The organism is Ancylobacter novellus DSM 506, from assembly GCF_000092925.1.
In the GTDB taxonomy this organism is placed as follows: domain Bacteria; phylum Pseudomonadota; class Alphaproteobacteria; order Rhizobiales; family Xanthobacteraceae; genus Ancylobacter; species Ancylobacter novellus.
The window spans coordinates 2,154,516-2,176,732 of sequence record NC_014217.1; the positions used below are offsets into that span (position 1 = coordinate 2,154,516).

Below are 22,217 nucleotides of genomic sequence, written 5' to 3' on the forward strand. Positions count from 1 at the left end.
TGCGACCGGCATCGCGCCGGCAGCAGCATGTCGGCAAGGCCCGTGCCACTCACCTACATGCTTGATTTCGCTTGATTAACCTGCCGTCCGGCGCACCCGCCGGTGGGCCGTGTCTCATCGTGGAGAAACCGGCCGCGCCGATGCGAAAGAGCCGGCGCGACGCTCAGAAGCGCGTCGGCGCGAAGGGCGCGAGGTCGAAGGCCGGCGTGCGGCCGGCGATGAGATCGGCGACCGCCTCCCCGGTACGCGCCGCGGCGGCAAGGCCGACATGGCCATGCCCGAAGGCATAGGCGACGTCCGGGCACTGGCTGGCGCGGCCGATCACCGGTAGCGAATCCGGCATGCTCGGGCGGAAGCCCATCCAGCGCGAGACGCGCCCCTCCGGGTAGCTCGCCGCGAGGCCGGGGAACAGCCGGCGGCCGAGCGTGAGCAGGTAGTCGGCGCGCGGCCAGTTGGGCGGCGCGTCGAGGCCGGCGAATTCCACCGTGCCGGCGAGCCGCAAACCCGTCTCCATCGGGGTGGAGACGAATTTCGCGCTGGCGTCGAGGATGGGCCGGCGCGGCCGCGTCTCGGGGGAGCTGATCAGCACATGATAGCCGCGCTCGGTGTCGAGCGGCACGTCGTCGCCGAGGCTCGCGGCGAAGGCGCGGGAATGCGCGCCGGCCGCCACGACGGCGGCGTCGGCGGGGATGACGCCGGCATCGGTCTCGACGCCCGTGAGCCGCCCGCCCTCGCGCACGAAGCCATGCGCCTGCGCCGCCAGAACCCGGCCACCATCCCGCCGGAAGGCCTCGGCCACGCTGCGCACGAGGCGGTTGGGATTCACCGTGTGCCCGTTCTGATGGAACGCCACGCCGATCGTATAGTCGTGCGAGATGCTCGGCTCGAACTGCCACAGCTCGTCCGCGCGCAGCACGTCGAAGGCGATGCCGTTGTCGCGGCGCAGCTGATAGCCGAGCGCGTCGCCCTCGAAATCGGCCTGCGTCCGGTAAACGACGAGATGGCCGTCGCGGCGGATGAGATCCTCGGCGCCCGCATTGCGCACGAGCGGCAGCCAGGCGCCGTAGGAATCCTCCAGCATCGGCTTCAGCGCGCGGGCCTGCGCGCGCACCTTGGCCTGCGTGCCCGCCTGCACGAAGCGGATCAGCCACGGCGCCAGAGTCGGCAGGTAGCGCCAGCGAATGGACAGCGGCCCGAGCGGATCGAGCAGATAGCCCGGCACCTTCTTCAGCGTGCCCGGCATCGACATCGGCACCACGGAGGACGGGTTGAGGCAGCCGGCATTGCCGAAGGAAGCGCCCTCCCCGATGCCGCTGCGCTCGATCAGCACCACGTCGTTGCCGTCGCGCAGGAGGAAGCTCGCCGCCGCGACGCCGATGGCGCCGCCGCCGATGACTGCGACGGTGCGTTTCTTGTCTGACGTACTGGAAGTAACCATCGTTCAGGCCGCCTTGAGGAAGTCGGCGCAGCGCTCGCCGATCATGATGCAGTTCGCGTTGAGATTGCCGCTGACGATGACCGGCATGATCGAGGCGTCGGCGACGTAGAGGTTCGACAGGCCGCGCACCTTCAGCCTCGCGTCGACCACGGCCATGGGATCGCTGCCCATCTTCGCGGTGCCGGCGGGGTGGTAGATGCCGATGGAGGTCTCGCGGACATAGGCCGCCCACTCGTCGCCGCTCCGCACGTCCCGGCCCGGCTTGAACTCGGCGACGACATGGCGGGCCATGGACGGCGCCTCGAAGATGGCGCGCAGCTTCTTCGCGCCGGCGACGAGAGCGTCGAGGTCGCGCGCGTCGCCCAGCAGGTTGGGCTGGATCGCCGGTGCCGCGAGGGGATCGGGCGAGGCGAGCCGCACATGGCCGCGCGAATAGGGGCGGTGGATGTTGTTCAGCGCCGTCACCGCCGGCCGGTCGAACAGAATCGGCCCGGTGTCGGTCAGGTCGTAGCCGGCCGGCGTGAAATGGTATTGCAGGTCGCAGCGCGTCAGTTCCGGGCGCGAGCGGGCGAAGGCCAGCACATGCGCGTCCGGCGTCGTCCCCGGCCCGCGCCCCGCGAGGAACCAGAGCGCCCCGTAGAGCAGCGCGTGCAGCGGCGTGTGCTGCACATTGTAGGTCGGCCGGTCGACCCAGGCGACGTGGCTGGTGCCGGGATGGTCGTGGAAGTTCTCGCCCACCCCCGGCAGGTCGTGCACCACCTCGATGCCCTGCTCGCGCAGATGCGCCTGCGGACCCACGCCGGAGAGCATGAGGATCTGCGGCGAGCCGAAGGCGCCGGCCGCAAGCACCACGCCCCTGCCCGCCCGCGCCACGACCCGCCGGCCCTGCCGCTCGAACTCGACGCCGATGGCCCGGCGCCCCTCGAACAGCACGCGCCGGACCTGCGCCTGCGTCAGCACGGTGAGGTTGGGACGCCTGCGCCAGAGATAGGCCCGCGCCGAACTGCACCGCCAGCCGCGCCGCTGCGTGGCCTGAAGATAGCCGATGCCACCCTGCGGCCGCCGGTTGAGATCGGCCGTCTTCTCGAGGCCGGCCTCGACGCCGGCGCGCAGGAAGGCCTCCGACAGCGGATGCGAGGTGCGCAGATTCTGCACCCCGAGCGGCCCGCCGACGCCATGATCGGCGTCGGCGCCATTCTCATTGTCCTCGGCGCGGCGGAAATAGGGGCGCACGCTCTCGAAATTCCAGCCGGAGCAGCCATTCGCCGCCCAGTCGTCGAAATCCTCCGGCTGGCCGCGCACATAGAGCATGCCGTTGATGGAGGACGAGCCGCCGAGCACCTTGCCGCGCGGCATGTAGTCGGTGCGCCCGCCGCGCGAGGGATCGGGCGCGGAGGTCAGCCGCCAGTCGAAGCGCGGATTGCCGATGGCGTAGAGATAGGTCGCGGCCGGCATCAGCACCGGCAACCGGCGATCCGAGCCGCCGGCTTCCAGCACGAGGACCTTCGAGCGGCCGTCCTCCGCGAGCCGCCCGGCGACAGCACTTCCGCCGGACCCTGAGCCGACTACGATGTAATCGAATTCCATGGTTCTGCACTGCACCCGAGCGAAACATGATGGCAACCGCACGAGCATACATCAATATATAATAAGCTTATCCAAGTATATATTTAAGTTTAGATCGAGTTATTTCTCACGGATGAGACATACTCTTCTCAGAAATGAGAAACAGTTCTTGTCGTCCGCCCTGTCGGGCGCCCGTGGTGGAGCGGCGCGCGGGGTCACGCGGCTGGCACACATCTTGCTCTACGGTCCGCACCACCGCGACGGTCGCGAGGTGGCGTGACGCCGGCGTCGGTGAGCGTGTTGGAAGTGGCATGACTGAAATGACCGCCGCGCGGGAGCAGCAAGCGCTCGCCGCGTCGCGCATGGCCGTGAGCGCCGTGTTCTTCGTCGGCGGCACCGGCCTGACGGTGTGGGCGACCTATATCCCGATCCTCAAGGCACGCGCCGGGCTCGACGACGCCCAGGTCGGCCTGGTGCTGCTCTGCGTCTCGCTCGGCTGCCTGTGCGGCATGCCGGCGGCGGGATTCATCCGCCCGCGCCTCGGCCCGCTGCGCTCCGGCGCGCTGGCCGGCATCGCCTTCGCGGTCGCGAGCTTCGGCCCCGCGCTCGGCGTCACCATGCCGGTGCTGGCGGCGTCCGGCTATGTCATCGGCCTGTGCTTCGGCTTCCTCGACGTGTGCATGAACGCCCACGCCTCGGCGCTGGAGCGCGAGCTCGGCCGGCCGATCATGTCCTCGGCGCACGCCTTCTTCAGCCTCGGCAACGTCGCCGGCGCGCTGGCGGGCGGGGCGCTGATCGCGTCGGGGCTCGCCATCCCCTCGGCGCTCGGCATCGCCAGCCTGGTCCTCGTCGGCATCGCCGCCGCCGCGGTTCCATGGCTCTGGCTGCCGGAAAGCCATGTGCGCGAGGCGCTGGGCACCTCGATCTTCCGCCTGCCCAACCTCACCATGCTCGGCATCGGCCTGCTGACCGTGCTGTCCTTCGTCATCGAGCTGGCGCTGATCGACTGGGGCGCGCTCTACCTCGTGCAGGCCACCGGCTCGCTGCCGGCGCATGCGGCCTATGGCGTCGCCGCCTTCTCGCTCGCCATGACCGGCGGGCGCCTGCTGGGCGACCGGATCGTGCGCCGGCTGGGGCCGGTGACGACGATCCGGATATCGGGCGCCATCGCCTTCGTCGGCATCGCGATCATCGTGCTGGCCCCGACCATGCCGCTCGCGCTGCCGGGCTTCGCCATCGCCGGCCTCGGCATCGCCAATCTGGTGCCGATCTTCTTCTCGCTGAGCGGCCGGATGCCCGGCATTCCGCCGACCGCCGGCATCGCCATGACCGTGACTATCGCCTATGGCGGCGGGCTGTTCGGCCCGCCGCTCATCGGCTTCGTCGCGCATTCGCAGGACATGCGCGCCGCCTTCCTCCTGCTGGTCGGCGGCGCGCTGGTGATCGCGGGGCTGGTGCGGACCGTCATTCCCCGCGGCGTGCGGTAAGCCGCGGCACGGTCAGCCCAGCTTCAGCACCACCGACTTGGTCTCGAGATAGGCGTCGAGATGCTCGACGCCGGACTCGCGGCCATAGCCGCTGGTCTTGTAGCCGCCGAAGGGCACGACCGGATCGAGCCCGCCATAGGTGTTGATCCACACCGTGCCGGCGCGGATCGCCTTCGCCATGCGGTGCGCGGTGGAGACGTTGGTCGTCCACACGCCGCCGCCGAGGCCGAACACGGTGTCGTTGGCGATGGCGGCGGCTTCCTCCAGCGTGTCGAAGGGGATGGCCGCGGCCACCGGGCCGAAGATTTCCTCCCGCGCGATGCGCATGTCGTTGGTCACGCCGCTGAGCACGGTCGGCTCGAAGAAATAGCCGTCCTTCAGCGCGCCCTCGGTCAGGCGCTTGCCGCCGGTGGCGGCGGTGACACCCTCGCCCAAGCCGATCTCCATATAGCCGCTGACGCGGTCGAGCTGCTTGGCGTTGACCACCGGCCCGATCTGCGTCGCCGGATCGAGGCCGTTGCCGACCTTGAGCGATCGCGCATAGTCGCTGACGCGGGCGACGAACTCCTCGTAGATCGGCCGCTGGACCAGCAGCCGCGTGCCGGCGCAGCAGATCTGCCCGCTATTGGCGAACACGCCCATGCCGGCGCCGGCGACGGCGGCGTCCATGTCGCAATCGGCGAAGATGACGTCCGGCGACTTGCCGCCGAGCTCCAGCGTCACCCGCTTCAGATTGCCCTTCGAGGCGTCGATGATCTTGCGGCCGGTGACGTCCGAGCCGGTGAAGGCGACCTTGTCGACATCCATGTGCCGGGCCAGCGCGTCGCCGGCGATGTGGCCGAAGCCGGGCACGATGTTGACCACGCCTTCCGGCACGCCGGCCTCCAGCAGCAGCTCGCCGAGCCGCAGCGCGGTGAGCGGGGCGTCCTCGGCGGGCTTCAGCACCATGGTGCAGCCGGTGGCGAGCACCGGGCCGATCTTCCAGATGGTCGAGGTGAGCGGCGCGTTCCACGGCGTGATGGCGCCGACCACGCCGACCGGCTCCTTCAGCGTGTAGGTGAACACCTCGCCCGGCATGGAGTTCGGCAGCGTGCCGCCGGCGATGACGGTGCACATGCCGGCATAGAAGCGCGGCAGGCCGAGCGCCCGCTGGCGGCGCGCATACATGGAGGTGATAGGCGCGCCCATGTCGAGCACGTCGATATGCGCCAGCGTGTCGAAGTGCTTCTCCACCAGATCGGCGAAGCGCAGCAGGCACTGCTGGCGCTGGAACGGGGTGAAGCGGCTCCACGGGCCGGTGAAGGCCCGCCGCGCCGCCGCCACGGCGAGGTCGATATCGGCCGCGCCGCCCTCGGAGACCTCGGCCAGCACCTCCCCCGTCGCCGGGTTGAAGGTCTTGAAGGTTTTGCCCGAGAGCGAGGGCACGAACTTGCCGTCGATCAGGAGCTGCTTGGGCAGCGGCGCGATGATGTCGGCGATCGGATTCACGTTGATGGTCATGGCACTACTTTCGGAAACGAAAGGGATGCCTTGGGACCGCAAGAGCCATGCCATGGGCTTTCCTCTCGCGGGCGCGCGGGCTTAAGCGCCCGCGGGACCGGCGGAAGACGGCGCCAATGCTGGATTTCCCTCCCCGCCTCTCGCGCTCCTCTCGTCATCGTCCGGCCGCGCGGCGCGTCTCACATCAGCGACAATTGTCGCAGCGCTTCTGCGAGACGCCCCGCCCACGCGCCGTTGATTTTGCTGGAATCAGGGCGTGGCACGCGATTTGCGCTCCCTGCCCTGCGCCCCGGAGCCGGAAGGACCGGATGAGCCGCAACGTGGAGTTCGCGATGATCGAGCCGTCTCATTTCAAGCAGGGCATGCGGCGCCTCGCCGCCGGGGTGTCCGTGATCACCACCATCGACGGGGGGCAGCCGCACGGCTTCGTCGCCACCTCCGTCACCTCGGTGGCCGCCGATCCGACGCCGACCCTGCTGGTCTGCGTCAACCGCAAGGTTTCCTGCCACGACGTGATCGACCGCTCGGGGTCGTTCTGCGTGAACCTCCTGGCCGAGCCGGAACTGGAGCTCGCCAAGGCGTTCAGCTCGGCCGAGAGCCGCCATGCGCGCTTCAGCACGCATGAATGGCGCCCGCTCTCCACCGGCGCGCCGGCGCTGGTCGGGGCGCTGGCGAGCTTCGACTGCGTGCTGACCGACAGGGTGAGCGTGCACAGCCACAGCATCTTCCTCGGCACGGTGGTCGACATCGTGCTGCCGGAGACGCCGCTGCATCCCCTGATCTACGCCGACGGGCAGTTCGACGCGCTGCGCTCGCGCTGCGCCAGCCCGGTGCTGTAGGCGCGGAAAATGGAGGCCGGCGACGCGCGATCGCCGGCCTCCACGATCAGCCGTCAGACCTGCGCGAAGCCCCCGTCCACGAACACCTCGCCGCCGGTCATGAAGCTGCTGTCCTGCGAGGCGAGGAACGCCGCCACCGCTCCCGTCTCGGCCGGTTCGCCCATTCGGCCGAGCGGGTTCGCGGCGCCGAGGGCTTTCATGGCTTCCTCACCCATCACATCGAGGGCGAGTTCCGTCCGGATCGGTCCCGGCGAGAGGACGTTGATGCGGATGCCCGTGCCCTTCAGGTCGAGCGCCCAGGTACGCGCCAGATTGCGGATCGCCGCCTTGGTGGCGCTGTAGATGCTGAGCTGCGGCGTCCCCATTACCCCCGCACTGGAGCCGGTGAGGATGATCGAGCCGCCGGACGCCATCAGCGGCAGCGCCTTCTGCACGGTGAACACCAGGCCCTTCACATTGACGTCGAAGGCCCGGTCGTAATGCTCCGGCGTGATCTCGCCGAGCGGCGCCAATTCACCCGTGCCGGCATTGGCGAACACGATGTCGAGCCCGCCGCGCTCCGCCTTCACGGTCGCGAACAGCCGGTCGAGATCGGCGAGATCGGTCACCGAGCCCCGCACCGCGCGGGCGTTGGGTCCCAACTTCGCCAGAGCCGCGTCCAGCGCGTCCTGGCGCCGCCCGAAGATGTAGACGAACGCTCCTTCCTCGATGAACCGCTTGGCGGCACCGAGCCCGATGCCGCTGCCGCCGCCGGTCACCACCGCGGTCTTGCCTTCCAGTCTGGTCATGTCTTGCCTCCTTTACTCAGGTGGCAAGGAACTGGCGGGCCACATACCTATCGACAAGTATGCACTTTTTGGTAAGTATCAAAAATCATGAGCCGTGCCCCATCATGCCCCTCCGGCTTCAGCTGTGGCCTCGACGCCACGCTGCGCGTCATCGCCGGCAAGTGGAAGCCGCTGATCCTCTATTTCCTGCTGCAGGGGCCGACCCGCTACGGCGAGCTCAAGCGCGCCGTGCGGGGCGTGAGCGACAAGGTGCTGATCCAGCAGCTAAAGGAGCTGGAAGCCGACGGCCTCATCGTGCGGACCGACTACAAGGAGGTGCCGCCGCGGGTCGACTACGCCCTCACCGCGCTCGGTCTCAGCCTGACCAACGCGCTCGAGCCGCTCTGCTCCTGGGGCACGCAGAACATGGCCGAGGTCTCCCGCGTCCTCGCCCGGCGCGAAGAATGGCACGCGCCGAAGCACGCCGAGGTCCCGGACCCCGCCTGACACGGCAAGCTCCGTTCACCCGGGAATGCGGGCGATGACCTTGATCTCGAAGTCGTACCCCGCGAGCCAGTTGACGCCGATCGCCGTCCAGTTCGGATAGGGCTCCTCCGGGAAGACCTCGCCCTTGACCTTCATGATCGTGCCGAATTGGTTTTCCGGATCGGTATGGAAGCTCGTCACGTCGACGATGTCGTCGAGCCCGCATCCGCCCGCCTTCAGCGTCGCCTCGAGATTCGCGAAGGCCAGGCGGACCTGGGCCTCGAAGTCCGGCTCGGGCGAGCCGTCGCTGCGGCTGCCGACCTGGCCGGACACGAACAGGAGATCGCCCGATCTGATCGCGGCGGAATAGGTGTGCGCCCTGTAGAGGTCATGCCGGCCGGCAGGGAAGACGGCGTCACGCTTGGCCATCGGGGATTCTCCATTGCTGGTTCGCTGGAAGGCGGTGCCGGCGGATCGGTGCCGGTCAGGCGCGCAGTTGGCGCTTGAAGAAGTAATGCAGCACGAAGTGCGCGGGAGAGACGACCGCGACGAGCTCCCATCCTTCAGCCCCCAGCTCCCCGAGGGCGGCGGAATCCAGGGTGGTTTCGACCACCAGATATTCCCACTTCATGGTCCGTTCTCCGGTTGCTGAGCCTGTCTTGGGACGGCGAAGACTGGCCGGGATCCATGGCCATCGGAGGGCGCTTGCCTCTTCCGAATTCATCGGCTTCGGTATGGACGCGACCCTATCGTCTCGACGGGGCAGGCCGCGAGGTCGACGAAGCGACCTCGGTCCGCGCCGGCGTCAGAAGCTGGACGTCTCGGTCGCCCCGGTGAGTGGCTGGTGCGGACGACGGGAATAAAACCCAAGCGTCCGCAAAGCGTTATAGGCGCTGAAATCTGTTGCAAATATTAGATTCTTCCCATAACTTCTCCCAAAATTTCTCCCAAAATGAGGTATTGAGGTGGGCAAGGAAGTTCGGCATCTGCAACATAAGGACGGCCGCTACTATGCCCGGCTTGGCATTCCGGTGGCGCTTCGATCCATCATAGGCAAGCGTGACTTCACCACCGCGTTGGGGGCAGATCGCACTGCAGCGCTCGATCAGCTCCCGGCCGCCATCGCGGCCATGAAAGCGGAGATCGCAGCAGCCAAGCGGCAGCTTGCCGCTCCGAAGCGCGACTATCGCCCGGCCCCGTCGCCTAAGCGCCAGCTTGCCCCCGTCGAGATCGCGCACCAGCACCTAGAAGCGCGGCTCGCTTTCGATACCGAAGTACGCGCCGGTGGTTCGGACCTCATCGGCATTGGGTCCCCCAATCCGAAATACGTGCGCCAGCTCCGCGACATAGCCGCCGGGCGCCGCCCCGATCCCCTCCCCGAGCCGATCCGCCTCGCGCTCGACTTCGCCAAGCGGCATGGCCCGCTCGCTGATGAGGCGGCGACGCTGCGCATGCTCGCCCGTGCTGAGCTGGTGGCGCTCGATACCGAAATGCATCGGGATGAAGGCGAACCGGACCCGCCGGTCCCCGCCGACCTCATCCCGCCTAAGCTGGAAGCGGACAAGCAGTCGCCGCGTATCCTGAGCGAGGATTCGACAAAGACGCTTGGCGAGCTGCTGCCGCGACTCTTGCAGGAGCGCAAGCCGACCCCTTCGACCGCACGCGAGTACGAGGTGATGGTGCGCCAGTTCGAAGAGCTGATCGATCCGCCGCCGGCAATCCATGAGATCACCCGCCGCACCGTGCAGCGCTTCAAGGACCGGCTGCTAGAGGCGCCGTCGAGCGCCACTAAACGCTTTCCCGGCATGACCCTGCCGGAAGCGATAGAGGCCAACAGAAAGCGCGCTGACCCGTATCCCGGCCTCGATCCGAAGACGGTGAACGACAAGACGCTCATGCGCCTGAATGGCCTGCTAAATTGGGCGGTGCGTCAGGACATCATTCCAGACAATCCGGCATCCGGCGTGAAGGCCGAAATCACCGGCGGGAAGGTGAAAGCACCGCCGCGCGTCCCGTTCGCTGCCGGCGACCTCACCAAGCTCTTCGCCCCCTCTCTCTTCGGCAAGGCGCCAGAGGAAACCCGATGGGCAATGCTGATCGGGCTCTTTGCCGGCTTGCGTCCATCCGAGAGCGCCCAAATGCGCTTGGACTCCGTGAGGCGCGAGCGCGGCGTGCTTTGCCTCGTGGTGGAGGAAGAGACCAAGACCGAGGGCAGCCGACGCATGGTGCCCGTGCATAGCACGCTGATCGGATTGGGCTTCGAAAGGTATGTCGCCGGCCTGCGCAGCACTAACGCCACGCATCTATTCCCTGGCTGGTACGCCGACGGCATGCGAGCGAAGCAGGAAGCAGAAGCAAACGGCAGCACCGTCCTGAATCAGTTCTTCCCCCGGTTCATCCCTCGGCGCTTCAATGTGACCTACCGGAAGAACGCTGGCATTGCTGACCCGAGGAAGGATTTCTACAGCTTCCGGCACACCTTCAAGACAGGGCTGTCCAGTGCTGGCGTAGAGCGCGGCCTAATGGATCAGCTTTGCGGTCATAGGGACGGCTCCGCTGGATCGGTCTATGTGCATAGCGTCTCCGTCGAGGCACTGAAAGAAGCTGTAGAACGGCTTGTTTTCGACGGTTTCGACGCCACGACAATCAAGACCTAAACTTTTTTCTGCGATTCAACCTGTTGCACTGATTCAGTTTTTCATCTGAATCGGAATCCTTTCTGCGTTCGTTCTTGTTAATTCTCTATTTACCTGCGAATCGCAGGGGCGCATAATTTTGGCATGTCAACGTTCTGCATGCCTGCGTAATGAGTACGAGTTCTTTCAAGTCACGCCTCGCCAATTGGCTTCTAAGCGACATTGAGGTGAAGTCGTCGCCTGTCTCTGGCGTCACAAATCCCGAGACTTGGCTTGTCGATCTCTTGAACGCGAGCCCGGCACAGTCGGGCATCAGCGTGAATCCGACTACGGCAATGCAGTGCACGCCCGTCAACCGGGCCGTTACACTCATCGCATCCTCCCTCGGCAGCCTTCCCGTGAAGGTGTACCGCCGCCTCGACAATGGCGGGAAGGAAGCGGACCCGACGCACTCCGCGTATGGCCTCGTGCATGACGACGCCACCGAATGGCAATCCGCCGCCGAGTTTCGCGAGCGGATCACGGCGGACGCGCTGCTACACGGCGCCGGCTTTGCCCTCGTGCAGCGTGATAGTGACGGGCGCCCCGTCGAGCTGATCTATCTGCCGCCCGGCAACGTGCAGGTGAAGGCTGATGACTATGGCGAGCCCTTCTATCTCATCGGCTCGACGCAGACCCGCTTCAGCTTCCGGAACGTCCTGCATGTCGCCGCGCCTTTCGAGCTGGCGCCGATCAAGGCGTGTCGCGAGGCCATCGGCCTTGCGCTCGTGCTGGAACGCCACGCGGCCCGGCTCTTCGGCAACGGCGCCCGGCCTTCTGGCCTGCTTTCGGTGAAGCAGTCTGAAAACCGGAAGGTCGACGACAAGACCCTCGCGAACATCGTGGCGGCATGGAAGGTCGCGCACAGCGGCGACAAGTCTGGCAACACAGCCATTCTTCCGAATGACGTGGAGTATCAGCAGCTCACGCTCAATTCGGTCGACGCACAGTTCGCCGAGATGCGCGCCTTTCAGATTTCCGAGGTTGCCCGCGCCTTCGGTGTGCCGCCGATCCTGCTTCAGGACTACAGCCGCGCCACATGGTCGAATTCCGAACAGATGGGGCGGCAGTTCCTTCAGTTCACGCTGCTGCCGTGGATTCAGGCTTGGCAGGCGGCTTACCGCCGGGCGCTGCTGACGCCTGACGAGCGCGCTACGCACCTAATCGAGTTCATCGTCGACGACCTGTTGCGCGGCGACTTCGCCTCTCGCGTCGAGGGCTATTCGAAGCTGATCGCGGCGCGCGTGCTCAATCCGAACGAAGTCCGCGCCATGGAAAACCGCCCGCCCTATGCCGGCGGCGACGAGTTCGTGAACCCCAACACCCTCACGTCCGGCGCGCCGCCGGCATCCCCGCAGGAAACCCCTGATGCCTGAGACCTCGATTGAACGGTTCCTCGGCGATCAGTTGCGCCGCCTTCAGCTCACCAAGCCCATGCTCGAAGAGTTGGAGCGCACCAGCGGCATGGGCATCCTGGCCCTGTACGGTGCCATCCTTCATCGCACTGCGCATCACAAGCACCTCGCCGAGATCGTGCGGTGCGCGCTGATCGGCGGCGGCGCCGCTCCTCAGGAAGCCGCTGCGCTTGTCGCCATCTATGTCGATCCGTCGCCGATCCTGCCGGTGCTCACGCTCGTGCTGGAAATCCTCGACGCCGCTTTCGAAGGTGTCGAGCCGCCCCCCCGAAGAGCCGGCTTCGCCGCTGGCAGACGTTGCAGAGGTAGCGAACAGCGTTCGCGCTGACATCGCCGCCGCGACCGCCGTCCTTCGCGATGTCGCCGGCATTGATCGCCGCCGCGCCGGCCCGGTTCACCTTGACCTCGACGCGGAGGAAGCCGCGTGAACCGCCTCGAAATCAAAGCGTCCTTCGGCGTCGACGACGCTGGCGCCATCACCGGCACCGCTTGGCCCTTTGGCACCCCGGATCGCGTCGGCGACATGATCGAAAAGGGGGCCTTCGCTGGCGCCGTGCTTCCCCTGCCCATGCTCTTCGGTCACGACCCGAACCAGCCGGTAGGCATCTGGGAAGCCGCCGTCGAGACCGATGCCGGCCTAGAGGTTCGCGGGCGCCTTCTCATTGATGACGTTGCCCGCGCCCGCGAGGTTCGCGCCCTTGTGCAGTCCGGTGCTGTCACGGGCCTGTCCATTGGCTTCCGCACGCTGAAGGCGGCACCCCGCGCCGGCCGTGGCCGCACCATCTCGGCGCTGGACCTCGCCGAAATCTCCCTTGTGACCATCCCTTCGCACCCTCGCGCACGGGTGCGCACCGCCAAGTCCGCCGACGCAGCAATCGCGCTCGCCGAAGCGATCCACCGCGCCGCGTCGGCGCTTCGAACCCCTGCATGAAAGGCCCTGCATGACCTCCCTCGCCTACGCCCCGCTTGAACTGAAGGACGCTGACGACGAGTCGGCCGATATCGTGACCAAGGCGCTCGACGACCTCACCGCGTCCGTCGACGAGCGCCTGAAGGCAATCGAGACCAAGAGCGCCGAGCGCTTCACCAAGATCGAACAGAAGCTCGCCCGGCCGAACCTCGCCAATGACAACCGGAATGAGCCGAGCCTTGAACGCAAGGCGTTCGGTTCGATCCTTCGCGGCGTCGAGTATCACCGCCTGCCGGATATCGAACAGAAGGCCCTCACGGTCGCCAGCGATGCCGCTGCCGGTTACGTGCTCGCTCCGGAGGACATGACGCGCGAGTTCATCCGCAACCTCGTCGAGTACTCGCCGGTTCGCGCCTATGCCGACGTTCGCACGACCATCTCGCACACCGTGACGATCCCCAAGCGTCTCACGATCACCAACGCGGCCTGGACCGGCGAAGGCGCCACCACCACCGGCACCGAGCCGACCTTCGGCGAGATCAGCATGCCCATTCGCGAGCTGACCACGCACGTCGATATCGGCAACTGGCTTCTGGAAGACGCGCTCGAGAACGTCGAGGCGGAAGTGCGGCTCGCCCTCGCCGAGGACTTCGGCAAGAAGGAAGCGACCGCCTTCGTCAACGGCACCGGCACCCTTCAGCCGGAAGGCTTCATGACGAACGCCGATATCGCCACCACACTGAACGGCCATGCGACGAACCTGTCGGCCGATCAGCTCATCACTCTGATGTACGCGCTGCCGGCGGCGTACCGCAATCGTGGCACGTGGGCGATGAATTCCACCACTCTCGCCGCCATCCGCAAGCTGAAGAACACGGCGGGCGATTATCTCTGGCAGCCGACGCTCTCCGCTGGTCAGCCGGAAACCATCCTCGGCCGTCCCGTCGTCGAGATGGTCGATATGGGCGATCCCGTTGCGAACGCCTTCCCGGTCATGTTCGGCGACTTCAAGGCGGCGTACCGCATCTACGACCGCATCGCGCTTGAAGTGAAAACGAACCCGTACCTTCTCGCCACCGAGGGCAAGGTTCGCTTCCACGCCCGTCGCCGCGTCGGTGCCGCCGTGGTAGGCCCTGCCGCACTGCGCAAGCTGAAGATGGCCGTGAGCTGACCTATGCGGATCGCGGCCCCCGATATCCTTCTGGAGCTGGACGGGCGAACCTTCTCCCTCCGGCCCTCATTGGGGGCCGCGATCCGGCTTGCCTATCGATACGACAGCTTCACCCACGTCATGAAGGGTGTCGCCGAAGGCCGCATCGGCGTGATTGCCAATGTCATCGCCGAGACCTCGGCGCGTCCCCTGTCTGAGGTGCGCGCCGCGCTGGCGCCGCCGCTCAATAGGTGCCTCTTCCCGGCGATTGAGGCGTGCGTCGCGGTCATCACCGCGCTGACGGACCTCGGCGGCAACGATGGCGAGTCCGGCAACACCGGCACGCCCATGTCTTTCACCGACGCCTATCAGCACCTTTTCGAGGTGGCATGCGGCGCCATAGGCTGGACCGCCGACGCGGCCCTGAGCGCCACGCCTGCCCAGATCATCATTGCCTACAAGGGCCGCGTCGAGCTGCTGAAGGCCATCTTCGGCAGCGCCGAGGATGAGGCACCGAAGGCCCCGCATTTCGAGCGTGATGAAGAGGGTTTTGCGGCACTGCGTGCCATGTCCCTCTCCGGCGCGAATGGGGGCGCATGATGCCGATCCGCGCACCCCGAATTTGTGCCTGCGGTCATGTCATCGGCAGCGGCCAGCGCTGCCCTTGTCAGATACGCAGAGATGCCGAGCGCAACCGCCGTGCCGACGCCAATCGTCCGACAGCTCGTGAGCGTGGCTATGACGGCAAATGGGAGAAGGAGCGCGCCGCCTTCCTGAAGACCAATCCAACCTGCGTCCGGTGCGGCGCAGAGGCCAAGGTCGTCGACCACAAGATTCCGCACAAGGGCGACATGCGCCTCTTCTGGTCGCGCTCCAATTGGCAGACGCTCTGCACGACCTGCCACGTCCGGTGGAAGCAGCGCCTTGAACGGAAGCCGCACCGATGATGTTACGGCTCCAACGCCAGCATCATGCCCAAGAGGCCATTGTTAAATGCTTCCGCATCCACACTCGAATGCGCACGGCGATGGCAGTTCGGACAAAGGCCAATGACAAACTTTGGACTGTCGGGACCTCCATCGCTCAACCTGCGAATGTGGTGCGGTTCGAGATAAGGCTGCCCATTCGGACGAATGAACGGAGCAGGCGCCGCGCATGCTTCACATTTCCCGTTCGCCCGCGCGACGACGTAGTTGCGAACGTCACGGCTACGCTCGAATACAGTGCGCATCCCTTGGGAGCGAGCCGGAACAGGCGATGCGGCGGCAAATGCACGCTGCTGCAAATCCGCAATGGATGCTGCCGGAACAGCCCCCTCATCCTCCTCTTCGATGAGGGCCTCGATTGGCCGCAGTTCAAAGACAATTGCTTGGCGAAGCGAACCGCTCCGGTCCGGAGCAGGTTCGTAATGGAAGGCTTCGCAGACGTATTGGCCTTCAAAGCTAAGGCCTTCACGAGTCTTGCGGAAGACCAGCAAGTCGCGTCCGTCGATGTGGTGGTTCCTGATCGCGGCATTCCCTCGAATGAAGCTCATGTCGCCAAGCTGCCCCTCGCCGAAATACTCGAACACCCCATCGGGGCGCATCCGATCCGCGTAACCGTGAACCGTGCCGGCCTCTCCCGTAATCAAGATCACCACGGGATGCCGCCTAGGCGTGACAATGCCGCCCCGCTCCTGGCCCTCGAAGCGGTCGTGGATGTCGCGGCGGCGATTGTAGCTGCGCCCTCGTTCAAAGCCCCAAACCATCGAATCTCACTCACTAATCTCGCTTACCCAAGAACCCTACCCAAAATCCGGCGCAGGCACCCGGGGGTATTGCAGAACCTCCGCATAAAGCCGAGGGGACCGGCGGGGGGAGGACTGCGCAACACACACCGAAAACAGAATTTTCACAGTAACAGGTTGTTTTAACTGATGCCTATCGTGAGCCTTGAAGAGGCCAAGCGTCATCTCAGGATCGAAGGGAACGTCGACGACGCCTTGATTTTGGAGAACATCGCCGTCGCCGAAGGATACGTCGAGAGCTTCGTCGGAACCATCGGCGAGGTTGCCGATTACGTGCCGGACACGCTTAAGAAAGCGGTCCTTTTCATGGCGGAATACTATTTCGACGGCAACAATAGCGCCAAAGAACGTGCCGATGAGCTGATCTTGCCGTATCGGAAGTGGAGCTTCTGACATGGCGGACCAGCTCACGAAGCTCCAAAAGCGCTTCGCCGCGATCCCGCGCGAGGTGAAGCAGGCGGTTCAACCTGCGCTCCAGCGCTCCGGTGAAGAGCTTGTCGCCACGATGCGCCAGCTCGCGCCGGAGGATACCGGTGCGCTGAAAGAGTCTATCGTCGCCACGCCTGCCGGACAGTCGACCCCCGTCTATTCCCAGCCCGGCGGCGCAACCGTGGTGCCCGAGAATGCCGTCGCCGTGACGGCGGGCAACACTGACGTCCGCTATGCGCACCTCGTCGAGTACGGCACCGCCGAGGCGCCCGAACAGCCGTTCTTCTGGCCCGCCGTGCGCCTCACCCGGAAGCGGATCACCAGTCGCATCAAGCGCGCCGTTTCCAAGGCCGTGAAGGACGCGCGCTGATGGAACCGACGCTTGATCTTCAGACCGCGATCCGCACCCGGCTGATCAATGATCCGACCGTGACGGCCCTCGTGCCGGCGGCGGCGATCCTCGACCGCCACACCCGGCCCGAGCTGGAACGCATGATCATTCTCGGCGAGGGACAGCACGTCGCGGCGGACAGCTACAGCAGCTTCCACGAGCGCGTTTTCCTGACGCTGCACGTTTGGGTCCGTGCCGACGATTTCGTGCTTTGCAAGACCATCGCCGACGCGGTGCGCAGGGCGCTTCGCGGTGCACCTTGGATCGCGAGCGGGCACGTAGTGCATGGCGCCACGATCAGCACCCGCTATTTGCGCGATCCCGGCGGCGAGTACGCGCACGGCGTCATCAGCATCGATGCCGTGATGCAGGGGCTTGCGGCATGAAGCCCTCGGACCTGACGCACCTCGTGATTTTTGAGCGGAGTACCGAGGCTATCGCCCCCTCCGGCGGCGTGGATCGTGTTTGGGCAGAGATCGCCCGTGCTCGCGCCGAGCTTGTCGAGGGCGGTGCCACCGAGGAACAGAAGGACCGTGGCGCCGTCAGCGTCACCGCCCTCACCTTCCGGGCGCGGTATGTGCCCGGCATCACCTTGGCAGATCGCGTGATCCATGGCGGCAGCGCCTTCGACATCATCGGGCTTGCTGAGATCGGGCGGCGCGAGGCGCTGGAAATCCGCTTGCGGAGGACCGGGCCATGAGGGGACGTCGCCCTGCCACTATCACCATCGGCTCGTCGCCTGTGACGTGCCTGCCCAAGCCGCCGGCCTTTCTGGCGAAGGACGGCAAGGCAGAATGGCGCCGCGTCGCGCCGATCCTGATTGAGGAACGCAAGACGCTCACGGTTGCGGACCTCGCCACGCTCGCGAGCTACTGCGTTGCCGTTGGTACTGTTGCCGAATCCAGCCGCACTATCGCTCGTGAAGGCATGACCTTCATGAGCACGACTGGTCCGAAAAAACACCCTGCCGTCGCGATCCGCAATGACGCCATGACACAAGCTCGCCTTCTCGCTGGCGAGCTTGGCCTGACGCCCGTTGCGCGCTCGCGTGCCGCCGTGCGCGAGGATGCCGAGAACGATGACGCCGACAACCCGCTGAAGGTGCCGTAGTGGCGAGCACCTTCCCGGCATGGGTTTTCGACGAGAGCGAAATTCCCGATCCGCTTGGCTATGGCGAGCGGGCCGTCGAGTTCCTGCGTCGCCTTAAGCACCCTTTGAGCACCGAGCCGGGATTTCGATTCCAGCTCCCGAGGTGGCTAGAGCGCATCGTCCGCCGCATTTATGGCCCGCGTGATGAAGATGGCGAGCGCATCGTGCGCGAAGTCTTCCTCTTCCTTCCCCGTGGAAATCGAAAGACCAGCATCGCCGCCGCGCTGGCCCTGCTGCACCTGCTAGGACCGGAGCGCGTTCCAGGCGGACAGATCATCTTCGCCGCGTCGGATCGTGAGCAAGCCGGCATCGGATTTCGCGAGGCCGCCGGCATAGTCGAGATGGACAAGCGCCTGGGATTCGCCACCCGCATCTATGAGCCGCATGCCGGAATTCGCACCATCAAGAGCAAGCTCGACGGCTCAACCCTTCGGGCCGTGTCGTCGGATGGTAGGGCACAGCACGGCACCACCCCGACCTTCGTGCTCGCCGACGAGATCCACTCATGGCAGCGCCGCGACCTCTGGGAAGCGCTGCAATCCGGCATGGCCAAGCGCCGTGGCGGGCTGACCATCGTCGCCACAACGGCGGGCCGTGGCAATGAGGGGCTGGCCGCAGAGCGCTATAACTACGCGCGTCGGGTTGCCCTCGGCGAAATCGAGAATCCTGCCTTCCTGCCGATCATGTTCGAAATCGCTGCTGATGAGGATTGGCAGGATGAAGCCATTTGGCACCGCTGCAATCCTGGCCTCGCCTACGGCTTTCACGACATCAAGAAATTCCGCTCGGACGCGGAGGAAGCGCGCGCCAATCCCTCGAAAGCCTTTGAGTTTCAGCAATTCAAGCTCAATCGCTGGTTCGGCAACAGCCGCGATCCGCTCTTCGATATGCGGACTTACGATGCGGGCATCGATCCGGACTTCGATCTAGCCGGGCTGGAGAGGCTGCCCTGCTTCCTCGGCGTGGACATGAGCGTCAACGGCGACTTAACCGCCATTGTTGGTGCATGGCGACATGACGACGGGCGGATTTCCATCCACCCATGGTTCTTTGTACCGGGCGACGATCTTCGCATTCGTGCCGACGTTGACGGCGTGCCCTATGAGCGCTGGCGCGATGAGGGACTGATCAACGCGGTTGCAGGGGCGATCATCCGTCCCGAGGCTATCGAGGCGCATATTCGCGAGCTGTACGAGCGCTTCGCAGTCGAGGAGATCGCGTTCGATCCACACCTCGCAGCGACCATCATGCAGCGGCTTTTCGAAGACGGTCTCCCCGTGGTGGGAATGCGCCAAGGTCCGCTCACCATGGCTCCGGCGATTGGCGCTCTGGAGCGCACCGTCAACGGCCGCCTGCTGCACCACAGTGGACACCCCATCCTCCGGCATCACTTCGACTCCGTTGTCGCCAGCCGAAACGACACTGGTCTCGTGCGTATGCACAAGGGCAAGCGCACCGACCGTATCGACGGTGCCGTTGCTGCCGCCATGGCGGTAGGCCGCGCCAGCCAAGGCGAGAAGCCTAAGAGCATCTTCGAATCCGACGATTTCGACCCCTCTAGCGTTGTGTTGAGTTTCTAATGGCGATCGATGACCCCCAGCTCGTCGTAATGCTCGAAGCGCGCATCCGCGATTTCGAGCGCAATTTTCAGCGCGCTAGCCGCACCGCCGGCACGAACTTTCGCCAGATAGAGCGGCAGGCCAGCAACAGCGCCACGCGCCTGCAGAACACCTTCGCCGGGATCGGGCGCGGCATGAGCACCGCGTTCGGTGCCGTAGCTGGCGCCGCCGGCATCGGCGGCCTTGGTGCCGCTGGGCTCTTCGCCGGTGCCCGTACCGCAGCGGCGGACCTTGCGAACCTTTCGGCAGAGGCGCAGCGCGCCGGCCTCGGCGTCGAGGCGTTTCAAGAGCTGGGATACGCGGCGCAGCAGTCCCGCGTGAACATCGATGCCCTCACGGACGGCATCAAGGAAATGCAGCTCCGCGCCGATGAGTTTATCACCACGGGCGCAGGCGGCGGCGCCGAGGCCCTTCAGCGTCTCGGCTATTCCGCCGAAGAGTTGAAGGTGAAGCTCGCCGATCCGGCCGCGCTCTTCGAAGAGATCATCGAACGGCTAGGCCAGCTCGACACGGCGGCGCAAATCCGCATCGCCGACGAGATATTCGGCGGCACCGGCGGCGAACAGTTTGTGCGGCTGCTTCAGCAGGGCAACGGCTATATCGGCCGGATGCGGCATGAGGCCCGCGACACCGGCAACGTCATAGACGCCGAGCTGGTGCAGCGTGCTGTCGAGATCGACAGGGCATTCGCCCGCATCAGCGCCACCATCGGGACGAACCTGAAGGGTGCGCTCGTCGGCGTCGTCAGCCTCATACGCGACTTCGCGGACATGCTTCACGCCACGGAAAACCAGAGCGCCAGCACCCTTCAGCGGCGTATCGAGCTGATCAACGCCGCCGTCGAGAATGCCCGCAAGTCGAGCCTCGCGTTCCTGGCTATCGGTGGCGACACCGGCATTGCTTCCCGGCTCGCCGAGCGTGACGAGCTTCAGAGCCAACTCGACAGTCGCCCCGCCACGTCCATAACCGTGACCAAGCCCGGCGGCATGGGCGATCTATCAAAGATCACCACGCCTGCGCAGAAGGCGGCGAACGATCTTGCGAAAGCGTACGACGGCATCATCGCCAGCGCACAGCAGCGTGTCGCCAGCCTCAACACCGAAACCGCCGCCCTCGGCATGACGACGCGGGAAGCCGAGCGCTTCCGCCTGGAACAGGAGCTGATCGCCGAGGCGCAGCGCGCTGGCATCACACTGACGGATGCGCAGCGGCAGGCCATTGCCGAGTTGGCATCGGCCTATGGCGATGCAGCGGCAGCGGCGGAAGCCGCCAGCACCCGCTTGCAGAATGCCGAGACCATGAAGGCGGCATTCGCTGACATAGGCGCCGAGGGCGTGCGCTCGTTCGTTGCCGACCTTCGGCAGGGCGTCAGCCTGACGGGCGCCCTCTCGAATGCCCTTGCGCGCCTCGGCGACAGGCTGATGGACCTTGGCCTAGACCTCGCCCTCTCCCCGCTCTTGAACGTGCTGTCCGGCGGGCTGACGAGCGCCCTCGGCTTCTCCGGTGGCGGCGCCGTTCCCAAGTTCGCCAGCGGCGGGCATGTACGCGGCCCCGGCACTGGCACGTCGGATAGCATCCCGGCGATGCTCTCGAACGGCGAGTACGTCGTGAACGCGGCGGCGACGGCCCGGCACCGGGCCTTGCTCGACGCGATCAATGCCGGCGTCGCGCTCCCGGCCTTCGCTTCCGGCGGCATCGTCCGTTCGCCGGGAGCCGGTGGAAGGGGCGCGACCGTGCAGTCCATCAGCTTCGCGCCGACGATCAGCGTATCCGTCGAGGGCGGATCGCGTGGCCCCGCTGCCGATGAGGCCATGGGTGCGAGGATCGCCGAGCAGATCGAAGGCCAGATACGGCACTTCGTGGTCGACGAGCTAATGGTGCAGATGCGCCCCGGAAATATTTTGGGCTGACGACGCGAGTCCGGCCCCGCGCCCGCTATAATTGGTGGACGCACATTCAGCACACGCTTGGGAACAAAAGAAACCCGCCCGGAAGGAGAGAACCGGGCGGGCTAGAGCGTTGAACTTAGTCTCGACGTATGAGCACCCCAATGCCGTGGAGCGATCACATGGATAAGTATAGCAACTGTGCAGCCGATTGCACAGAAAAAGACGAAAATAATTCTGCCGACGACCTCGATTTATCTAGCCTCGATGAGCTGATTTACGAGCTAACGCACATGAACGGGCGCGCCTGTGTTGCGCCGCCCAAGCGCGACGAGGCGGCAGAGCTTGCCGCGCTTGAAGCCGAGTTCGATGCGCTCACCGAGTTCGTCGCGGGGCTCGACGACGAATGAGCGGCGAGCCGATAGGGGCGACGAAACCAGCCCGAAAGTCATGTTCAAAAACGGAACGCCAGACCCGCCGCCGCGCGCGTAAGCGGGATGGCGATTTCCTTATGCGTTCAAGGATTTATGCGGCATCGGGCGTTCCGACCGCCGGGGAAGGTTCTTTAGGCGAACACTCACCTCACCCTTCTGCATCCCCCTCTCATTCCTCCTACACACCCCCGAGGAAGAACACTCGCACCCTAGACGCCCTCTTCACCAGATATAGAAAAACGCGCACGCCGCCGCGCTGGGATGAAGCTTCAGCTCTCGCCAAGGCCACC

General features: G+C 65.8%; 25 protein-coding genes. 18 read left to right on the plus strand and 7 right to left on the minus strand.

Annotated features, from left to right (window positions below):
* Nucleotides 1-163 precede the first annotated feature (163 nt).
* On the minus strand, nt 164-1,438 hold the full coding sequence (locus tag SNOV_RS10240) for an NAD(P)/FAD-dependent oxidoreductase (protein WP_013166850.1): 1,275 nt from the start codon (nt 1,436-1,438) through the stop codon (nt 164-166).
* 3 nt (nt 1,439-1,441) lie between these two features.
* Nucleotides 1,442-3,025, minus strand: a complete 1,584-nt coding sequence (locus SNOV_RS10245; RefSeq protein WP_013166851.1) for a GMC family oxidoreductase — start codon at nt 3,023-3,025, stop codon at nt 1,442-1,444.
* Between the two features lie 290 nt (nt 3,026-3,315).
* Between SNOV_RS10245 and SNOV_RS10250 the strand changes: the two genes are divergently transcribed.
* Entirely contained in the window at nt 3,316-4,491 is a 1,176-nt protein-coding gene (locus SNOV_RS10250) for an MFS transporter (RefSeq protein WP_013166852.1), read from the plus strand.
* A gap of 12 nt (nt 4,492-4,503) precedes the next feature.
* On the opposite strand, the gene SNOV_RS10255 is transcribed toward SNOV_RS10250, so the two are convergent.
* Nucleotides 4,504-5,991 (minus strand): aldehyde dehydrogenase family protein, encoded by a 1,488-nt coding sequence (locus tag SNOV_RS10255; protein WP_041782161.1) that lies wholly within the window; start codon nt 5,989-5,991, stop codon nt 4,504-4,506.
* 308 nt (nt 5,992-6,299) lie between these two features.
* On the opposite strand from SNOV_RS10255, the gene SNOV_RS10260 reads away from it, so the two are divergent.
* Nucleotides 6,300-6,830 (plus strand): flavin reductase family protein, encoded by a 531-nt coding sequence (locus tag SNOV_RS10260; RefSeq protein ID WP_013166854.1) that lies wholly within the window; start codon nt 6,300-6,302, stop codon nt 6,828-6,830.
* A gap of 53 nt (nt 6,831-6,883) precedes the next feature.
* Here the strand turns inward: SNOV_RS10260 and SNOV_RS10265 are convergent, their stop codons facing one another.
* Entirely contained in the window at nt 6,884-7,618 is a 735-nt protein-coding gene (locus SNOV_RS10265) for an SDR family NAD(P)-dependent oxidoreductase (RefSeq protein WP_013166855.1), read from the minus strand.
* Nucleotides 7,619-7,705: 87 nt separating this feature from the next.
* Here SNOV_RS10265 and SNOV_RS10270 point away from each other — a divergent pair, with 87 nt between their 5' ends.
* A complete protein-coding gene (locus tag SNOV_RS10270) occupies nt 7,706-8,104 on the plus strand; it encodes a winged helix-turn-helix transcriptional regulator (RefSeq protein WP_013166856.1) in 399 nt (132 codons plus the stop codon).
* Nucleotides 8,105-8,119: 15 nt separating this feature from the next.
* Here the strand turns inward: SNOV_RS10270 and SNOV_RS10275 are convergent, their stop codons facing one another.
* Nucleotides 8,120-8,512, minus strand: coding sequence for a RidA family protein (locus SNOV_RS10275; RefSeq protein WP_013166857.1), 393 nt, complete (start codon nt 8,510-8,512; stop codon nt 8,120-8,122).
* A gap of 55 nt (nt 8,513-8,567) precedes the next feature.
* Complete coding sequence (locus tag SNOV_RS23795; RefSeq protein ID WP_013166858.1) at nt 8,568-8,714, minus strand: hypothetical protein; 147 nt, start codon at nt 8,712-8,714, stop codon at nt 8,568-8,570.
* A gap of 334 nt (nt 8,715-9,048) precedes the next feature.
* On the opposite strand from SNOV_RS23795, the gene SNOV_RS10280 reads away from it, so the two are divergent.
* The 7 genes from SNOV_RS10280 to SNOV_RS22950 all read left to right on the plus strand — a co-directional run bounded on the left by SNOV_RS10280 (nt 9,049) and on the right by SNOV_RS22950 (nt 15,180).
* The gene (locus tag SNOV_RS10280) at nt 9,049-10,740 is read left to right on the plus strand and encodes a site-specific integrase (protein ID WP_013166859.1); all 1,692 of its coding nucleotides are present in this window, start codon (nt 9,049-9,051) and stop codon (nt 10,738-10,740) included.
* A gap of 149 nt (nt 10,741-10,889) precedes the next feature.
* The gene (locus SNOV_RS10285; RefSeq protein ID WP_013166860.1) at nt 10,890-12,134 is read left to right on the plus strand and encodes a phage portal protein; all 1,245 of its coding nucleotides are present in this window, start codon (nt 10,890-10,892) and stop codon (nt 12,132-12,134) included.
* The gene (locus tag SNOV_RS10290) at nt 12,127-12,501 is read left to right on the plus strand and encodes a gene transfer agent family protein (protein ID WP_013166861.1); all 375 of its coding nucleotides are present in this window, start codon (nt 12,127-12,129) and stop codon (nt 12,499-12,501) included. The genes SNOV_RS10285 and SNOV_RS10290 overlap by 8 nt, the downstream gene beginning before the upstream one ends.
* A 96-nt stretch (nt 12,502-12,597) precedes the next feature.
* Nucleotides 12,598-13,104 carry an HK97 family phage prohead protease gene (locus SNOV_RS10295; protein WP_013166862.1) on the plus strand — a complete coding sequence of 169 codons (507 nt, stop codon included), beginning with the start codon at nt 12,598-12,600 and terminating at the stop codon, nt 13,102-13,104.
* Between the two features lie 10 nt (nt 13,105-13,114).
* Entirely contained in the window at nt 13,115-14,254 is a 1,140-nt protein-coding gene (locus tag SNOV_RS10300) for a phage major capsid protein (protein WP_013166863.1), read from the plus strand.
* 3 nt (nt 14,255-14,257) lie between these two features.
* Nucleotides 14,258-14,833 (plus strand): hypothetical protein, encoded by a 576-nt coding sequence (locus SNOV_RS22595; protein WP_013166864.1) that lies wholly within the window; start codon nt 14,258-14,260, stop codon nt 14,831-14,833.
* On the plus strand, nt 14,830-15,180 hold the full coding sequence (locus SNOV_RS22950) for an HNH endonuclease (RefSeq protein ID WP_013166865.1): 351 nt from the start codon (nt 14,830-14,832) through the stop codon (nt 15,178-15,180). The genes SNOV_RS22595 and SNOV_RS22950 overlap by 4 nt, the downstream gene beginning before the upstream one ends.
* 2 nt (nt 15,181-15,182) lie before the next feature.
* Here the strand turns inward: SNOV_RS22950 and SNOV_RS10315 are convergent, their stop codons facing one another.
* Entirely contained in the window at nt 15,183-15,980 is a 798-nt protein-coding gene (locus SNOV_RS10315) for an HNH endonuclease (RefSeq protein ID WP_041782163.1), read from the minus strand.
* A gap of 177 nt (nt 15,981-16,157) precedes the next feature.
* Here SNOV_RS10315 and SNOV_RS10320 point away from each other — a divergent pair, with 177 nt between their 5' ends.
* The 8 genes from SNOV_RS10320 (at nt 16,158) to SNOV_RS23440 (ending at nt 21,903) form a co-directional block, all read left to right on the plus strand.
* The gene (locus SNOV_RS10320; protein ID WP_187291110.1) at nt 16,158-16,412 is read left to right on the plus strand and encodes a head-tail connector protein; all 255 of its coding nucleotides are present in this window, start codon (nt 16,158-16,160) and stop codon (nt 16,410-16,412) included.
* 1 nt (nt 16,413) lies between these two features.
* Nucleotides 16,414-16,818 (plus strand): HK97-gp10 family putative phage morphogenesis protein, encoded by a 405-nt coding sequence (locus SNOV_RS10325; protein ID WP_013166868.1) that lies wholly within the window; start codon nt 16,414-16,416, stop codon nt 16,816-16,818.
* The gene (locus tag SNOV_RS10330) at nt 16,818-17,225 is read left to right on the plus strand and encodes a DUF3168 domain-containing protein (protein ID WP_013166869.1); all 408 of its coding nucleotides are present in this window, start codon (nt 16,818-16,820) and stop codon (nt 17,223-17,225) included. Before SNOV_RS10325 ends, SNOV_RS10330 begins: the two co-directional genes overlap by 1 nt.
* Entirely contained in the window at nt 17,222-17,539 is a 318-nt protein-coding gene (locus SNOV_RS10335; RefSeq protein WP_013166870.1) for a head-tail adaptor protein, read from the plus strand. Before SNOV_RS10330 ends, SNOV_RS10335 begins: the two co-directional genes overlap by 4 nt.
* The gene (locus tag SNOV_RS10340; protein ID WP_013166871.1) at nt 17,536-17,949 is read left to right on the plus strand and encodes a phage terminase small subunit P27 family; all 414 of its coding nucleotides are present in this window, start codon (nt 17,536-17,538) and stop codon (nt 17,947-17,949) included. The genes SNOV_RS10335 and SNOV_RS10340 overlap by 4 nt, the downstream gene beginning before the upstream one ends.
* Nucleotides 17,949-19,568, plus strand: coding sequence for a terminase large subunit (locus tag SNOV_RS10345; RefSeq protein WP_013166872.1), 1,620 nt, complete (start codon nt 17,949-17,951; stop codon nt 19,566-19,568). Before SNOV_RS10340 ends, SNOV_RS10345 begins: the two co-directional genes overlap by 1 nt.
* A complete protein-coding gene (locus SNOV_RS22600; protein WP_013166873.1) occupies nt 19,568-21,517 on the plus strand; it encodes a phage tail tape measure protein in 1,950 nt (649 codons plus the stop codon). Before SNOV_RS10345 ends, SNOV_RS22600 begins: the two co-directional genes overlap by 1 nt.
* Before the next feature lie 158 nt (nt 21,518-21,675).
* On the plus strand, nt 21,676-21,903 hold the full coding sequence (locus SNOV_RS23440) for a hypothetical protein (protein ID WP_013166874.1): 228 nt from the start codon (nt 21,676-21,678) through the stop codon (nt 21,901-21,903).
* Nucleotides 21,904-22,217 lie beyond the last annotated feature (314 nt).

Excerpts from the sequence above, each read along its gene's own strand:
- SNOV_RS22950 (WP_013166865.1), top strand. The coding sequence starts at position 14,830 with ATGATGCCGATCCGCGCACCCCGAATTTGTGCCTGCGGTCATGTCATC.
- SNOV_RS10255 (WP_041782161.1), bottom strand. The coding sequence starts at position 5,991 with ATGACCATCAACGTGAATCCGATCGCCGACATCATCGCGCCGCTGCCC.
- SNOV_RS10290 (WP_013166861.1), top strand. The coding sequence starts at position 12,127 with ATGCCTGAGACCTCGATTGAACGGTTCCTCGGCGATCAGTTGCGCCGC.
- SNOV_RS22600 (WP_013166873.1), top strand. The coding sequence starts at position 19,568 with ATGGCGATCGATGACCCCCAGCTCGTCGTAATGCTCGAAGCGCGCATC.
- SNOV_RS10250 (WP_013166852.1), top strand. The coding sequence starts at position 3,316 with ATGACTGAAATGACCGCCGCGCGGGAGCAGCAAGCGCTCGCCGCGTCG.
- SNOV_RS10275 (WP_013166857.1), bottom strand. The coding sequence starts at position 8,512 with ATGGCCAAGCGTGACGCCGTCTTCCCTGCCGGCCGGCATGACCTCTAC.
- SNOV_RS10260 (WP_013166854.1), top strand. The coding sequence starts at position 6,300 with ATGAGCCGCAACGTGGAGTTCGCGATGATCGAGCCGTCTCATTTCAAG.
- SNOV_RS23795 (WP_013166858.1), bottom strand. The coding sequence starts at position 8,714 with ATGAAGTGGGAATATCTGGTGGTCGAAACCACCCTGGATTCCGCCGCC.
- SNOV_RS10285 (WP_013166860.1), top strand. The coding sequence starts at position 10,890 with ATGAGTACGAGTTCTTTCAAGTCACGCCTCGCCAATTGGCTTCTAAGC.
- SNOV_RS10245 (WP_013166851.1), bottom strand. The coding sequence starts at position 3,025 with ATGGAATTCGATTACATCGTAGTCGGCTCAGGGTCCGGCGGAAGTGCT.
- SNOV_RS10270 (WP_013166856.1), top strand. The coding sequence starts at position 7,706 with ATGAGCCGTGCCCCATCATGCCCCTCCGGCTTCAGCTGTGGCCTCGAC.
- SNOV_RS10340 (WP_013166871.1), top strand. The coding sequence starts at position 17,536 with ATGAGGGGACGTCGCCCTGCCACTATCACCATCGGCTCGTCGCCTGTG.
- SNOV_RS10240 (WP_013166850.1), bottom strand. The coding sequence starts at position 1,438 with ATGGTTACTTCCAGTACGTCAGACAAGAAACGCACCGTCGCAGTCATC.
- SNOV_RS10335 (WP_013166870.1), top strand. The coding sequence starts at position 17,222 with ATGAAGCCCTCGGACCTGACGCACCTCGTGATTTTTGAGCGGAGTACC.
- SNOV_RS10325 (WP_013166868.1), top strand. The coding sequence starts at position 16,414 with ATGGCGGACCAGCTCACGAAGCTCCAAAAGCGCTTCGCCGCGATCCCG.
- SNOV_RS23440 (WP_013166874.1), top strand. The coding sequence starts at position 21,676 with ATGGATAAGTATAGCAACTGTGCAGCCGATTGCACAGAAAAAGACGAA.
- SNOV_RS10265 (WP_013166855.1), bottom strand. The coding sequence starts at position 7,618 with ATGACCAGACTGGAAGGCAAGACCGCGGTGGTGACCGGCGGCGGCAGC.
- SNOV_RS10330 (WP_013166869.1), top strand. The coding sequence starts at position 16,818 with ATGGAACCGACGCTTGATCTTCAGACCGCGATCCGCACCCGGCTGATC.
- SNOV_RS10315 (WP_041782163.1), bottom strand. The coding sequence starts at position 15,980 with ATGGTTTGGGGCTTTGAACGAGGGCGCAGCTACAATCGCCGCCGCGAC.
- SNOV_RS22595 (WP_013166864.1), top strand. The coding sequence starts at position 14,258 with ATGCGGATCGCGGCCCCCGATATCCTTCTGGAGCTGGACGGGCGAACC.
- SNOV_RS10300 (WP_013166863.1), top strand. The coding sequence starts at position 13,115 with ATGACCTCCCTCGCCTACGCCCCGCTTGAACTGAAGGACGCTGACGAC.